At 47.0% G+C, this 14,539-nt stretch carries 11 protein-coding genes; 6 read left to right on the top strand and 5 right to left on the bottom strand.

Annotation, left to right across the window (positions count from 1 at the left end; translation table 11 throughout):
- The first annotated feature begins 35 nt into the window (after positions 1 to 35).
- A complete protein-coding gene (locus IQE94_RS05035; RefSeq protein ID WP_212716576.1) occupies positions 36 to 1,010 on the top strand; it encodes an alpha-ketoacid dehydrogenase subunit beta in 975 nt (324 codons plus the stop codon).
- On the opposite strand, the gene IQE94_RS05030 is transcribed toward IQE94_RS05035, so the two are convergent.
- From IQE94_RS05030 to IQE94_RS05020, 3 genes are all read right to left on the bottom strand, one after another.
- The gene (locus IQE94_RS05030) at positions 1,007 to 1,705 is read right to left on the bottom strand and encodes a response regulator transcription factor (protein WP_212716575.1); all 699 of its coding nucleotides are present in this window, start codon (positions 1,703 to 1,705) and stop codon (positions 1,007 to 1,009) included. The two genes, IQE94_RS05035 and IQE94_RS05030, sit on opposite strands and share 4 nt — an antisense overlap.
- 261 nt (positions 1,706 to 1,966) lie before the next feature.
- Positions 1,967 to 2,365: a diguanylate cyclase domain-containing protein gene (locus tag IQE94_RS05025; protein ID WP_212716574.1), complete on the bottom strand. Its 399-nt coding sequence runs from the start codon at positions 2,363 to 2,365 to the stop codon at positions 1,967 to 1,969.
- The gene (locus IQE94_RS05020; protein ID WP_212716573.1) at positions 2,362 to 2,664 is read right to left on the bottom strand and encodes a CHASE3 domain-containing protein; all 303 of its coding nucleotides are present in this window, start codon (positions 2,662 to 2,664) and stop codon (positions 2,362 to 2,364) included. Before IQE94_RS05020 ends, IQE94_RS05025 begins: the two co-directional genes overlap by 4 nt.
- 589 nt (positions 2,665 to 3,253) lie before the next feature.
- On the opposite strand from IQE94_RS05020, the gene IQE94_RS05015 reads away from it, so the two are divergent.
- A complete protein-coding gene (locus tag IQE94_RS05015; RefSeq protein ID WP_223342822.1) occupies positions 3,254 to 3,406 on the top strand; it encodes a hypothetical protein in 153 nt (50 codons plus the stop codon).
- A gap of 21 nt (positions 3,407 to 3,427) precedes the next feature.
- On the opposite strand, the gene psaB is transcribed toward IQE94_RS05015, so the two are convergent.
- Both psaB and psaA read right to left on the bottom strand, forming a co-directional pair.
- Entirely contained in the window at positions 3,428 to 5,623 is a 2,196-nt protein-coding gene (gene psaB, locus IQE94_RS05010; RefSeq protein WP_212716569.1) for a photosystem I core protein PsaB, read from the bottom strand.
- A gap of 245 nt (positions 5,624 to 5,868) precedes the next feature.
- On the bottom strand, positions 5,869 to 8,124 hold the full coding sequence (psaA, locus tag IQE94_RS05005; RefSeq protein WP_223342821.1) for a photosystem I core protein PsaA: 2,256 nt from the start codon (positions 8,122 to 8,124) through the stop codon (positions 5,869 to 5,871).
- A 415-nt stretch (positions 8,125 to 8,539) separates the two neighbouring features.
- On the opposite strand from psaA, the gene IQE94_RS05000 reads away from it, so the two are divergent.
- The 4 genes from IQE94_RS05000 (at position 8,540) to IQE94_RS04985 (ending at position 14,385) form a co-directional block, all read left to right on the top strand.
- On the top strand, positions 8,540 to 9,181 hold the full coding sequence (locus tag IQE94_RS05000) for a hypothetical protein (protein ID WP_223342820.1): 642 nt from the start codon (positions 8,540 to 8,542) through the stop codon (positions 9,179 to 9,181).
- 372 nt (positions 9,182 to 9,553) lie between these two features.
- Entirely contained in the window at positions 9,554 to 11,401 is a 1,848-nt protein-coding gene (locus IQE94_RS04995) for an NAD(P)H-quinone oxidoreductase subunit F (protein ID WP_212716563.1), read from the top strand.
- Between the two features lie 116 nt (positions 11,402 to 11,517).
- The gene (locus tag IQE94_RS04990; RefSeq protein WP_212716561.1) at positions 11,518 to 13,032 is read left to right on the top strand and encodes an NADH-quinone oxidoreductase subunit M; all 1,515 of its coding nucleotides are present in this window, start codon (positions 11,518 to 11,520) and stop codon (positions 13,030 to 13,032) included.
- 57 nt (positions 13,033 to 13,089) lie between these two features.
- Positions 13,090 to 14,385 carry a CO2 hydration protein gene (locus tag IQE94_RS04985; protein WP_212716559.1) on the top strand — a complete coding sequence of 432 codons (1,296 nt, stop codon included), beginning with the start codon at positions 13,090 to 13,092 and terminating at the stop codon, positions 14,383 to 14,385.
- The last annotated feature ends 154 nt before the right edge of the window (positions 14,386 to 14,539 follow it).

Here is a 14,539-nt window from a genome sequence, read left to right as displayed (position 1 = left end):
ATTGTTATTAAAAACTAAGTTTTCCCCCAGAAATCATGGCTGAGACCCTACTGTTTGCCGCCCTACGCCAAGCCCTTGACGAAGAAATGGGACGGGATATCAACGTCCTTGTGCTGGGAGAAGATGTGGGACTCTATGGCGGTTCTTACAAAGTAACCAAGGATTTGTACGAGAAGTATGGCGAAATGCGGGTGCTGGATACCCCGATCGCCGAAAACAGTTTTACCGGCATGGCGGTGGGGGCGGCCATGACAGGATTGCGCCCAGTCATTGAAGGCATGAATATGGGTTTTCTCCTATTGGCGTTTAACCAAATTGCCAATAATGCGGGGATGTTGCGCTATACATCCGGTGGCAATTACCAAATTCCCATGGTTATCCGTGGTCCTGGGGGCGTCGGTCGGCAATTGGGGGCAGAACATTCCCAACGGTTGGAGGCCTATTTCCATGCGGTGCCGGGGTTAAAAATTGTGGCTTGCTCCACCCCCTACAACGCCAAGGGTTTGCTCAAAGCGGCCATTCGAGACAATAATCCGGTGTTATTTTTTGAGCACGTACTGCTCTACAACCTGAAGGAAAATCTCCCCGACTACGAATACATTGTGCCCCTAGACAAAGCGGAAGTGGTGCGCCCTGGCAAAGACGTGACCATTTTGACCTATTCCCGCATGCGTCACCATTGCTTGCAAGCGCTCAAAACCCTGGAAAAAGAAGGCTACGACCCGGAAGTGATCGACTTGATTTCCCTCAAGCCCTTTGACATGGAAACCATTAGCGCTTCGGTGAAGAAAACCCATCGGGTGATCATTGTCGAAGAATGTATGAAGACTGGCGGCATTGGGGCAGAACTGATTGCCCTCATTAATGACCATCTCTTCGATGAGTTAGACGCTCCGGTAGTGCGCCTTTCTTCCCAGGATATTCCCACCCCCTATAACGGCATGTTGGAACGGCTGACCATTGTCCAACCACCCCAAATTGTCGACGCGGTCAAGGCGATCGTCGGTTAATATGCTTCGAAGCAATAACCCTTGCCGTAAACGGAATTAATCAGGCGGGGGGCATTGGGCTGTTCAATTTTGCGTCGTAGCAATCGCACTAGGGCCGCCAAAACGTTGCTACTGGGAGGCGATTCCCCCGGCCAGAGGCGGGCGTAAATTTCCTCGTGGCTCAAAATTTGTCCCGGAGCCTGAAGGAACAGACTCAGCAGGGCGACTTCCTTTTCCGACAGGGCAATGCGCTGACCTTGGCAATAAGCCGCCTGATTAGCCACATCTAGGCTGACATTGTTGACACTAAGCATATTACTTTTACCTGGGGTTTCTGGGGGGATTTCCCCTTGGCCTTGCCGTCGCAATAGGGCTCGCACCCTGGCTAAAAGTTCCCGTAATTCAAAGGGTTTAATTAAATAGTCATCTCCCCCGGCATCTAGGCCCGCCACTCGGTCATCTAGGGTATCTTTGGCGGTGAGAAATAAAACCGGCGTTGATCTTCCTAGAGCCCTAATCTGACGACAAATTTCCAACCCCGATACCTGGGGCAACATCCAGTCAAGGATTAACAAGTCATATTGACCGCCGACCGCCATGGCTAAACCCATTTGTCCTTGGTCGGCGACGTCAGTGTGATAACCCTGATGCCCTAATGCTTTGCTCAAGGGTTCCGTTAAAGCATTTTCGTCGTCCACTAAAAGAATATTGGCCATAGCTGATTCTCCTCTCACAAACAGACTACCTATCCCTGGAAACAAATATGATTCCGATTGACTTACTAATTGATTTTATAATTGATTCAAAAGGTTATACCTACAGCATCCAGTATTTCTAGTGACGTATGATCGTGGATGTCAAGCTTAGTGATGGAGCTAACAAAATCAAGGGCGGAGTAAATGGAATGGTATTTGTGAATGACATTGAATAATAGCAAATAACAGCGTTCCATCCTTTTATTTACAATAGGTTGCTCACTAATCACTCCAACGCTTCAGCATACTTCGATCAAAAAATTTAAACTCAGTATTTTCATCCTGCTTAGCTTCATACATTGCAATATCAGAAAATTTTAAAATTTCGTCATCTTTTTCTGAATCATCAGGTGCAATGGCAATGCCATTGCTGAGCAAAATTTCAATTGATTGGCCCTGAATTATTACAGGTCTTTTAAAAATCTTTAAGATATTAAAGATAATATCCTCAACCTTTAAGCTATTCTCAAGATTTTGTATTATCAAAATAAATTCATCTCCGCCGATACGGAATAGAGCATCATCGGAGCGAACAGCTTGTTGAAGACGATTAGCCGTCTCCTTTACCACCATATCTCTTGCATCATGGCCAAGGGTATCGGTTAATATTTTTGAATTCATTTGATTTCTTCCATTGACTTCCTACCTTCGCCTTGATTAATAATTTCAAGGGCTTTGATATAATTATTCTCCTGATTTAAACGAGTTGTTTTTGATAACTCATTGAGATTAATTTCAAGATATTTTTTGACGGCGTCTAAACGTTGTTGCTGAATATGATTGTCTATAGTCAAAATTTTCAATTGGTTGAAATGATATCCAATTTTTTCTACGCTAATCTGATAATGCATCAAATAAAATGGCCTTTTGGTAAGCAAATAATTTCGTTGATTAGCTTCAGCGTTATCTATGCTACCCAAAAAGTTACTTATTTCACCTAAAACTTGATTCGTATGATTGACTCATTATAGTTTTTTTTCACCATATTTTTCTATTTGAAAACTTAAAGCGCCATTGCCAATGGCTGTTACAAACAGCAAAGACAAAAACATCAACACTTTTCTTCTTATACTCATATCCAACCAGTCCGGCTTATTAAAATTTGGATGATTGTCGGGAAAAAGTCTATTACCAGTAGATCCTCAGGTGATAAAGTGTCCGCCAAAAATATTTAAAAAGAATTATAAAATCTTAACTAAGGGCTACCTTTGCTCACCGCCTGCAAAGTTTTTGAGACACTAGTCAACTCAAGACAAACTCTTCTGCTTTCCTGTTGGTCTTGAAAGAATTTTGGAGAGAATGGGAGTAAAATCTCGACAATTTGTTTTTGAACAAGCTCTAATGGATATTTCTTCAATTTTATCAAAATAATCCCAATTATTTAAAGTTCAAAGTTCGACTGAAAATAGATTGAAGGCGCAATGCCACGTATGAAGAATCACTGCATTTTGTCTTACGAAGGTCAGATGAACGATTTGTGTTTTTTTCACACGGGATGGACGGGGCAAGTTGGCTAAACATACAGTAGCGGATTTCATGGACAGTGGCATTGAGCAAATCCAATTAGTTCGGGCGATCTTCCTAGGCGATCGCCAGATTTTCGTGGCAATTTTTAATCCCCAAAGCAAATCCCCCACCAACGAGGGTAGGGGACTTACTTAATTACCTAACAGAGGATTTTCGTTAACCGAACTTGCCTGCTGTGGAAGCAATTAGGAATGCCGCATAGGTGAGGACATAACCAACGGTGAAGTGGGCTAAGCCAACCAAACGGGCTTGAACGATGGACAACGCAACGGGCTTATCTTTCCAACGAACCAAGTTCGCCAAAGGAGTGCGCTCGTGGGCCCAAACGATGGTTTCAATCAACTCTTGCCAGTAACCCCGCCAAGAGATCAGGAACATAAAGCCAGTGGCCCAGACCAGGTGTCCGAAGAGAAACATCCAAGCCCAAACCGACAGATTATTGACACCGTAGGGATTGTAGCCATTGATCAACTGAGCAGAGTTTGCCCAGAGGTAATCCCGGAACCAACCCATTAGGTAGGTAGAGTTTTCGTTGAACTGAGCAACGTTACCGGTCCAAACACCGAGGTGTTTCCAGTGCCAGTAGAAGGTCAACCAACCCAGGGTATTCAGCATCCAGAACATGGCTAGGTAGAAGGAATCCCAAGCAGAGATGTCGCAGGTACCGCCACGGCCGGGGCCGTCACAGGGGAAGGAGTAGCCGAAGTCTTTTTTGTCCGGCATTAACTTGGAACCACGGGCATCCAAAGCACCTTTGATCAAGATCAGGGCAGTGGTGTGCAACCCTAGGGCGATGGCATGGTGAACCAAGAAGTCCCCAGGACCAATGGTCAAGAACAGAGAGTTGGTGCCACTGTTGATAGCATCCAACCAACCGGGTAACCAAGCGGCTCCAGTGGTGGAAGCAATACTGTCAGGATTAGAAAGCAATACGTCAAAGCCATAGAGAGCTTTACCGGAAGTTGCTTGAATCCATTGGGCAAAAACAGGCTCGATCAGAATTTGTTTTTCGGGGGTACCGAAGGCGACCACCACGTCGTTATGGACATAAAGACCAAGGGTGTGGAAGCCCAAGAAGAGAGACACCCAACTGAGGTGAGAAATCAATGCTTCTTTGTGTTCGAGCATGCGGGCCAGCACATTATCTTTATTGGCCACAGGATCGTAATCCCGGACGAAGAAGATGGCACCGTGGGCAAAAGCACCAACCATCAGGAATCCAGCAATGTACTGGTGATGGGTGTAGAGGGCCGCTTGGGTGGTGTGGTCCTGGGCGATAAAGGCGTAGGAGGGCAGGGAGTACATGTGCTGCGCCACCAAGGAAGTAATAACCCCTAAGCTTGCCAACGCTAAGCCGAGTTGGAAGTGGAGGGAGTTATTGATGGTGTCGTACAGGTTGGTATGGCCTGCGCCGGTTAGGGGACCTTTATGGGCGTTAAGAATTTCTTTGATGCTGTGGCCAATGCCCCAGTTGGTGCGATACATGTGACCAGCAATGATGAAGATCACGGCGATCGCCAAATGGTGGTGGGCAATGTCCGTTAGCCAAAGAGCTTCCGTTTGGGGGTGAAAACCACCGAGGAAAGTCAAAATGGCAGTACCAGCACCTTCAGAAGTACCAAAGATGTGACCAGCGGTGTCGGGATTAGCCGCATACACCCCCCAGTTGCCGGTGAAGAAAGGCATCAAGCCGGCGGGGTGGGGAGGGGTGGACAGGAAATTATCCCAACCAACGTGTTGACCCCGGGCTTCGGGAATCGCGACGTGGACTAAGTGACCAGCCCAAGCCAAGGAGCTAACCCCGAACAAACCAGCCAAGTGGTGATTTAAGCGGGACTCGGCATTTTTAAACCAAGCTAAGCTAGGACGGAACTTCGGTTGGAGGTGTAACCAGCCTGCAAACAAAAACAGGGAAGCTAACACTAATAGGAAGACCGCACCAGAGTAGAGCTCTTGGTTGGTGGTCATACCAATGGTGTAGAACCAGTGGTAAACCCCGGAATAAGCAATGTTAACCGGGTTAGAAGCCCCAGCTTGGGTGAAGGCATTGACAGCCCCCTCGCCAAAGTGGGGATCCCAAATCGCATGGGCGATCGGGCGAATATTTAAAGGATCTTTAATCCATTGTTCAAAGTTACCTTGCCACGCAACGTGGAAAAGGGTGCCAGACGTCCACAGGAAAATGATGGCGATGTGACCAAAGTGGGAGGCAAAAATCTTTTGGTAAAGATTCTCCTCAGTCATCCCATCGTGGGTTTCAAAGTCGTGGGCCGTAGCAATCCCGTACCAAATACGCCGTGTAGTCGGGTCTTGGGCGAGATCCTGGCTAAATTTAGGAAATTTAGTTGCCATAGCTTTTTCGGAAATTCTCCTCGTTAAGCAAGCAAAATGAGGCTAATGCAGAAGCGCTGCTCATTTCCGGATTGTTAAAGCCACTATAACAAGGGGTTATAGGGGTGAATATAGGGTAAAAGCGAAATTAAAACCGCTTCTATTAAAGGCTGGGGAGGGTGAAGGGCAGGGGGAGGATTAGGAATGGTAAAAACCTCAGCCAATCCCCCTGGTTTATCCCGGAAAACCCAACTTCAGCTCAAAGTCTAGCCAATGGAAAGACTGCGGGCGAGGAAGAACGCCCAGGTGGTAACAATACCTCCGAGGAGATAATGCGCTACACCGACCGCACGACCTTGAATAATGCTCAAAGCGCGGGGTTGAATGGCAGGAGCCACATTCAGTTTGTTGTGAGCCCAGACAATAGACTCGATCAACTCTTGCCAATATCCCCGTCCACTGAACAGGAACATAAGGCTGAAGGCGAAGACAAAGTGTCCGGCGAGGAACATAATGCCATAGGCCGACAGGGCAGAACCATAGGAGTTGATTACGTTGGCGGCTTGGGCCCAGAGGAAGTCCCGCAACCAGCCATTGATAGTGATGGCACTTTGGGCAAAGTTACCCAGGGTCACATGGGTGACACCGCCATCAGGGGAAACAGTACCCCAAACATCGGACTGCATTTTCCAACTGAAGTGGAAGATGACGATGGAAAGGGAGTTGTACATCCAGAACAGACCGAGGAAAACGTGGTCCCAACCAGACACTTGGCAGGTACCGCCGCGACCGGGGCCATCACAGGGGAAACGGAAGCCGAGATTCGCTTTATCGGGAACAAGGCGAGAACTACGGGCATACAGAACCCCTTTGAGGAGGATCAGGGCCGTTACGTGGATGGTGAAAGCGTGGATGTGGTGAACCATGAAGTCCGCCGTACCCAGGGTGATGGGCATCATGGCGACTTTACCGGCAACGGCAACGGTTTCTCCACCAAAGGCATAGCTGGCAGTGGCCAAGGCATTGGGAGCAGTGGCTCCGGGGGCCAAGGTGTGCAGGTGCTGTACCCATTGGGCAAAGATAGGTTGCAGTTGAATGGCCGTGTCGGAAAACATGTCCTGGGGACGGCCTAAAGCCCGCATGGTGTCGTTGTGGATGTAAAGACCAAAGCTATGGAAGCCGAGGAAAATACATACCCAGTTGAGATGGGAAATGATGGCGTCACGGTGGCGCAGCATCCGATCCAGCAAGTTATTAACGTTTTTGGCGGGATCATAATCACGCACCATGAAGATGGCGCCATGGGCACCGGCCCCTACAATGAGGAAGCCGCCAATCCACATGTGGTGGGTGAATAGGGATAGCTGCGTAGCGTAATCGATCGCCTGGTAGGGATAGGGAGGCATCGCATACATGTGTTGTGCAACGATGATCGTCAAAGAACCTAACAGGGCGAGGTTAATGGCCAATTGAGCGTGCCAAGAAGTGGTCAGGATTTCATAAAGTCCTTTGTGACCTTCCCCGGTGAAGGGGCCCTTGTGGGCTTCGAGGATCTCCTTCATACTGTGACCGATGCCCCAGTTCGTGCGGTACATGTGACCGGCAATGATGAACAGGACGGCGATCGCCAAGTGGTGGTGGGCAGAATCAGACAGCCAGAGTCCACCGGTAACTGGGTTCAATCCCCCTTTAAAGGTCAGGAAGTCAGCGTAGACTCCCCAGTTGAGGGTAAAGAACGGCGCCAAGCCCTGGGCAAAGCTGGGGTAAAGTTCCGCCATTTTGCTCGGCTCTAAAATAAACTCGTGGGGGAGGGGAATGTCCTTAGGAGCAACCCCAGCATCCAAAAGTTTATTAATGGGCATGGAAACGTGGATCTGGTGACCCGCCCATCCCAAGGAGCCTAAACCCAACAAACCAGCCAAATGATGGTTCATCATCGACTCCACATTTTGGAACCATTCCAATTTGGGAGCTTTGACGTGGTAGTGGAACCAGCCAGCGAACAGCATTAGGGCAGCCATAACCAAACCACCAATGGCGGTGCAGTAAAGCTGATAGCTGTCGGTGAAACCGGAGGCTCGCCAGAGATAAAACAGGCCGGACGTAATCTGAATACCGTGGAAGCCGCCGCCCACATCTCCATTCAAAATGCCTTGACCAACAATGGGCCAAACCACTTGAGCACTGGGTTTAATGTGGGTGGGGTCAGCTAACCAACCTTCGTAATTGGAAAATTTCGCGCCGTGGAAGTACATTCCACTTAACCAAACAAAGACCACAGCGAGGTGCCCAAAGTGAGCACTGAAGATTTTGCGCGAAACATCTTCTAAATCGCTGGTCTGACTATCAAAATCATGGGCATTGGCATGGAGATTCCAAATCCAGGTGGTGGTTTTGGGACCTCTAGCTAAAGTCCGGTCGAAGTGACCCGGCTTGCCCCACTTCTCGAAGGAAGTTGGTACCGGATTGTTATCAACCGAGACTTTGGCCTTAGCCTCTCTTTCGGGTGGACTAATTGTCATGCAGGGTTCTCCTCGCTCGACAATGAACTATTAAGGGTTTCCTATGCAGAATAGTGTAATAGAGGAAGCGTAAAAAAGGGAATAAGTTTTCGCTTCATAATAACGATGTTAAACCTTGCACAGATAGGCGTTTTCAGCAAACATCACTAGAAGATAATACGGCCTCCCCCCCCCTAGGCAAGACCTGCGTAACAATAATTAAAAATTGCCTCAACCCTGACCAGTTCTAGCTCCTGGATTTTGCAAAGACTTACAAAAGTCAAGATAAAGTTGAACTTTGTTACAAAAATTTACAGCATTTTCATCAATTTACAACTGATAGCAATGGGCGCCGCCAAAAATTAGATAGAAATTAATCAATATTGTTGCTATAACAGCTTTATTTTTAAGAAATGTTAAGAAAAGGATTTTGGCAATGCTCTCCATAGATAAAAATTATGATCGTCTTTTGAACGATGGGCGAGTTTTGCAGATTGGATCAGAACCCGACCAGGAAAATCAGTCCGACGGTCTGGCTTGGACTCTGTTGGAATGTTTTGCGGAGGTTAAAAATCCCTGGTTGACCTTAAAGGGAGAGCGGTGGCAGGACGGCCAGGCCAGGAGATTAGATTATTGGCGAGTGGAAAAGGCCGATTCTTTGGTGGTATTGCCCCAACAGGGCGATCGCCTGCTTTTACCCCATCCTATTTTTCGCCCGGGGATAGGTCGATCTACTTGGGATTTTCCCGGAGGAAGGCTCACGGACATAACTAAGGTGGAGCTAACTTTGGCTGAAATTCTCAATCGGGAACTGGATGTCCCCCTTGATGCCATCACTGAAATAGTACCCCTCAATCCCGGCGGTTGGACCGTTAATAGTTCTTTCTCCAGCCAAAAGCTCTATGGCTATTGGATCAGGATCAACGAAGATTTTTCCCCCAACCCCAAGGCGATCGGAGCCGAGTTCCATGTCCCTTCACAACTAGTCGATTTGCTAAAAATTTTGGACTGTTTGCAATGTCGGGCCCTACTGCGGGAATGGCAACAGATTAATCACCGATTTGATGGTTCAGATTAAAAGCTCAAATTTGCCCCAGGAGTGAACTCTCCCCAGGGCGATCGCCATCTCCTCTAATTACCCAGACTTATCATTTGCTTAAGCAAATGGTTGTTGATCTGGGATTTTATTTAACCTATGATATGGTGTAACAAATAACACTGTTTCTATGCATCTAGCGTCTATCATTGCTGCTTGGCTATGGTCGCGTCCCCTTGGGGCCTAGATCAAATCAGCCATTTCGGCCATCACTTTAATTGTATTAGCTTTTCCCGGTCTGGGTTCTAGACGCTCCTGGGTTCTTCGCACCGAGTAATCCGGAAAATTTTTCGGTGACTCGAACGTTTGGACGGCGAAAGTGGAACCTTGTTAACAAAATTTCCCACAACCCCCATGTTAGAAAGTTTAAGTCGAATTATCTGGCTAGTACCTTGCTACGCTCTCTTAGGTGCCCTCTTAGCAGTCCCTTGGTCACCGGGCTTAACTCGACAAACGGGGCCAAGACCGGCAGGCTATATCAGCACTTTAATGACTTTCACTGCATTTTTGCATAGTCTGCTAGTGCTTATCTATATTTGGCAGCAACCCGCCATCGATCTTTCTTTTCCCTGGCTACAGGCCGCTGACCTAGAGATTAGCTTTGATTTAAAAATATCCACCGTCAACATTGCTGCCTTAGTGGTGATTACTGGGCTTAATTTGGGGGCACAGATTTATGCCATTGGCTACCTAGAAAGGGACTGGGGCTGGGCCAGATTTTTCTCGCTAATGGCTCTATTTGAAGCAGGATTATGCACTTTAGTGTTGTGCAACTCACTGTTTTTCAGCTACGTTGTTCTGGAAATTTTGACCCTAGGAACCTATCTTCTCATTGGCTATTGGTTCAATCAATCCCTAGTGGTCACCGGGGCGAGGGATGCTTTTTTAACTAAACGGGTTGGGGATTTAATTTTATTAATGGGGGTGGTGGCGCTACTACCTCTGGCTGGAAGTTGGAATTATGATGATTTAGCCCAGTGGGCTGCCAGTGCAGACTTAAATCCCACCGCCGCTACCCTGCTTTGTCTAGCCTTAATTGCTGGACCTTTGGCTAAATGTGCCCAATTTCCGCTCCATCTCTGGTTGGATGAAGCCATGGAAGGGCCGATTCCCGCCACCATTCTCAGGAATACAGTGGTGGTTTCAACGGGAGCATGGGTTTTGGTAAAAGTACAACCAATTCTGACCCTTTCCCCTGTGGCTTTAACCTTCATGGTCACTGTCGGTTCCCTAACGGCGATCGGTGCTTCCCTCATCGCCATTGCCCAGATTGATATCAAGCGCTCCCTTTCCTATGTGGTCAGTGCTTATATGGGCTTGGTCTTCATTGCTGTGGGCACGGAGCAAGGAGAAACGGCTCTACAATTGATTTTCACCTACACCTTTGCTATGGCAATTCTTGTCATGTGTGTGGGGGGCATCATTCTTAACAACGTTACCCAGGATTTGACCCAGTACGGCGGTCTTTGGAGTCGTCGTCCAATTTCTGGTTTGAGTTATCTGGTCGGTATTGCTTCCCTTATTGCCCTTCCTCCCTTTGGTACTTTTTGGGCCTGGTTAAAACTGACAGAAAATTTAGCGGGAACAAATCCTTGGCTGGTGGGGGTTTTGTTGATGGTCAATCTACTCACCGCCTTCAATGTAACCAGGGAATTTTGTTTGATTTTCGGTGGTGTAGCTAAACCGATGACTACCCGATCGCCAGAGGGTTTGTGGGCCCTGGTGCTGCCCATGGTGGTAACAGTGGGTTTTGCTCTGCATCTGTCCCTCATCTTAAAGCAAGGAAATTTATTACCGGATTTTGCCGATATCAATTGGGGACTAAGCTCAGTCTTAATTCTTTCTAGCTTGCTTGGTGTGGGAAGCTCAGCCTTTGTTTACCTCAATCCCAAAATTACTAAACCGATTAATTTACCCTTGCCCGCAGTACAAAACTTTTTTGCCTATGATCTATATACAGAAAAGTTCTACAAAATAACGATTGTCGCCATCATTGATTCAATTTCTCGCCTGATTAACTGGATCGATAAAACCTTTGTAGACGGGGTAATTAACTTGATCGGCATCGTAACAATTTTTAGTGGTCAGAGCCTGAAATATAACGTTTCTGGTCAGACGCAGTTTTATGTTCTTTCCATAGTTCTAGGCTTGACTTTGATTGGCGCTTTTCTCAGTTATTCTCTGTTTGGCCGAGCATTTTAAGTCCAAGCTGGAGAAAATCAATCACAACCTAAAGCCCATGAATCAAACTTGTTCAGCTTTGATTTTTTACCGGCAAGATTTACGTTTACCCAACTGATTTATCACCTCTTTTTGCCATGCTTAGCCTGCTATTAATCCTGCCAGTTATCGGAGCTTTAATTATTGGCTTTTTTCCGGGCAACATACAAGCCAAACAACTGCGGCAAATTACCGAACTATTCGCTGTGTTGACCCTTGTTTGGTCATTGCTAGTGTTGTTTAAGTTTGACGTTACAGACCCGCAGTTTCAATTCCAGGAATATCTGCCTTGGATTCCCCAGCTTGGTTTGAACTATAGTCTTGCCATCGATGGATTATCCCTCCCCCTAGTCATTCTTAATAATCTGTTAACAGGAGTGGCGATTTATAGTATTGGGCCCAACGTAAACCGATCAAGACTTTACTACGGGTTGATTTTGTTAATTAATGCCGGTATTTCCGGTGCCCTACTATCCCAAAACCTGCTTCTATTTATCGTCTTCTACGAACTGGAATTAATTCCCTTCTATTTGATGATTGCCATTTGGGGTGGAGAAAAGCGGGGATATGCCTCCATGAAGTTTCTACTCTACACGGCTTTTTCTGGTCTGTTGGTGTTAGCGGCCTTTCTAGGTATGAGTTTACTGAGCGGTAGTCATTCTTTTGACTACAATCCACAAATGACCCAAACCTTCACTGAGTCAGCCCAAACCATTCTGCTGATTCTGATTTTGCTAGGTTTTGGCATCAAAATCCCCCTGGTTCCGCTCCATACCTGGTTACCGGATGCCTACACAGAAGCTTCCCCGGCCACGGCTATTCTATTGGGCGGAATTTTATCCAAACTTGGAACCTACGGTATCATTCGCTTTGGTCTGCAATTATTTCCCCAAACCTGGGCCCAATTTGCCCCGGTGCTAGCCATCATTGGCACGGTCACTGTACTGTATGGAGCCCTCTCGGCGATCGCCCAAAAAGATATTAAACGGATGGTGGCCTATAGCTCCATTGGCCACATGGGATACATTTTAGTGGCCGCCGCCGCCGGCACGGAACTAAGTGTATTAGGGGCAGTGGCCCAAATGGTTAGCCATGGTCTTATTTTGGCATTACTGTTTCACCTTGTTGGTATCGTCGAACGCAAAGCTGGTACCCGCGACCTAAATGTGTTGAATGGCTTGATGAATCCCGTTCGGGGTTTACCCCTTACCAGTGCATTATTGATTACTGGCGGCATGGCCAGTGCTGGCATTCCTGGTTTGGTAGGGTTTGCCGCCGAATTCATCGTTTTTCAAGGCAGTTTTCCCACCTTTCCCATTCCCACCCTACTGTGCATTCTGGCTTCGGGCTTAACAGCGGTCTATTTTGTCATTCTTTTAAACCGCACCTGCTTTGGCAAACTCGACAACGAACAGGCTTACTATTCAAAAGTGTTGGCATCGGAAATGCTACCTGCCCTGGTATTAACCGCCATTATTTTCTTCCTCGGTGTTCAGCCCAATTACTTAGTACATTGGACGCAAACCACCACCAATGACATGATTGCCCAACTGACCCATGGCGCTCCCGCCGTCGAGCAATTAGCCCAAAGGGTGACCTTGCCACAACTTTAACGTCGTTACCATTGTTCTTTGCATTTAGTGCCGTTTATTTTTCCCGATGAGCTTTAAATGACTAGCCTGACCCAAAACACCGTCTTGCCCCCCTCTACCCATCCCTTTGCCGAGGTTATCCATCGTCTTGAAGCCGGTGGATCCATGTTGCCAGATACCCCGGAAAACTTAATGCAGATCATCGGCATTTACAAAGCCTATGCTGTGCCCATGGATTTTTACTGGCGAGATCTGCTCTACATTGCGGAACGGGTTTTCCTTAATCCCCTGCGTTTCTTTAAATATTTTCTACCCCAGGAATATTTAGACCTCCCCAACCACTATGCCGGGGAAAGTGCCGACCTGAGAATCTGGCGGGGAGAGGCTTATGCCCACCCTGAGTTGCTGGAATTTATGGAAAAAGGCAATACCACCAAAATGCCTAAATTGTTCCATCATCTCTGGCATGACCGCATCAACATGGAGTTTGCGGAAGCCTGTATGCAAGCAATGCTATGGCATGGTCGGGATATGGGGATGGGGAAATTTGATGCCTACCTAGACAGTGACGAATATAAGGCCAACGCAGATAAAGCTATCCGAGCTTACTTCAAGGGTAATCCCCCCATGTTGGCGTTATATAAACTTTTTCCTGATTTATTTTTGGAACAAGTCAGAGAACTATCTTACTATTCCAATTTGGGGCTTTTTTGGGAAGTAATGGCCCCGGTATTTTTTGAAATGTCCGACATTTACGATGAGGGCGGATTTAAAGGAGTTCCTGATGCCATGAATTTCTTAGTTAACGGTATTTTTGCCATTGCTGGCCGCCCCATTTACCACCATGTTTATATTGATGGCGAATGTTTAGAAATTATTCCTAAATCTAAAGGCTTTACTTGGCTTTATGAAGCAGCATTACCCTACGTGGAAGCTGTATTTTACCGCACCGCACCATTCCGGGGTACCAAATCCTATAATGCCCAGGCCAAACAGGTACCAGACGAACAAAAGGATTTTCACTATGGTATTTTGTATGCCGATGTGTTCCCCGTTGGTACTGCGGGTATTCCCCCCACGTTGTTAATGGATGATATGTTGCACTTTTTACCGCCCTATTTAGTGGAATATTATCAAAAACATTGCCGGGGTGAGGATGATATGTTAGTGCAGTTGGGTATCACTTTCCAGCGCTCAATGTACAATGTTACCTCCGCAGTTATCCAAGCTTTACGGACGGCATTGTTATATCCCCTAGACGATCCTAACCCCCGACATTTAGCCAAGAATCGACAGTTTTTTGAAGCTCAAATGGATCGGTTTCTCCGCCCCGAGGCCCGCTTAAAAGATATTCAAAGTGATCGCTATCGTTAGTTGCTTTGGGGCTAACCCATGAACCAGAGTTAAATACTCTGAAGTTGCGTCTTAAATCCCTCCAGTTCGGGGCAATTTGCCAGTATTTTCCGCCGTAATAGCTAAATTACAAATCTTTCTTTACCCCCTCTAATTATTCCGTGCTTGCCCAACT

It is taken from the genome of Synechocystis sp. PCC 7339 (assembly GCF_019924095.1).
GTDB lineage: Bacteria > Cyanobacteriota > Cyanobacteriia > Cyanobacteriales > Microcystaceae > Synechocystis.
The sequence above is the reverse complement of the archived record's forward strand: the minus strand, read 5'-3'. Positions and strand labels throughout refer to the sequence as shown.

What these genes read in the sequence shown, in the direction of transcription:
- IQE94_RS05025 (WP_212716574.1), bottom strand. Translation starts at nt 2,365, where the DNA reads ATGAATTCAAAAATATTAACCGATACCCTTGGCCATGATGCAAGAGAT.
- IQE94_RS04990 (WP_212716561.1), top strand. Translation starts at nt 11,518, where the DNA reads ATGCTTAGCCTGCTATTAATCCTGCCAGTTATCGGAGCTTTAATTATT.
- IQE94_RS05030 (WP_212716575.1), bottom strand. Translation starts at nt 1,705, where the DNA reads ATGGCCAATATTCTTTTAGTGGACGACGAAAATGCTTTAACGGAACCC.
- IQE94_RS05000 (WP_223342820.1), top strand. Translation starts at nt 8,540, where the DNA reads ATGCTCTCCATAGATAAAAATTATGATCGTCTTTTGAACGATGGGCGA.
- psaA (WP_223342821.1), bottom strand. Translation starts at nt 8,124, where the DNA reads ATGACAATTAGTCCACCCGAAAGAGAGGCTAAGGCCAAAGTCTCGGTT.
- IQE94_RS04995 (WP_212716563.1), top strand. Translation starts at nt 9,554, where the DNA reads ATGTTAGAAAGTTTAAGTCGAATTATCTGGCTAGTACCTTGCTACGCT.
- IQE94_RS05035 (WP_212716576.1), top strand. Translation starts at nt 36, where the DNA reads ATGGCTGAGACCCTACTGTTTGCCGCCCTACGCCAAGCCCTTGACGAA.
- psaB (WP_212716569.1), bottom strand. Translation starts at nt 5,623, where the DNA reads ATGGCAACTAAATTTCCTAAATTTAGCCAGGATCTCGCCCAAGACCCG.
- IQE94_RS04985 (WP_212716559.1), top strand. Translation starts at nt 13,090, where the DNA reads ATGACTAGCCTGACCCAAAACACCGTCTTGCCCCCCTCTACCCATCCC.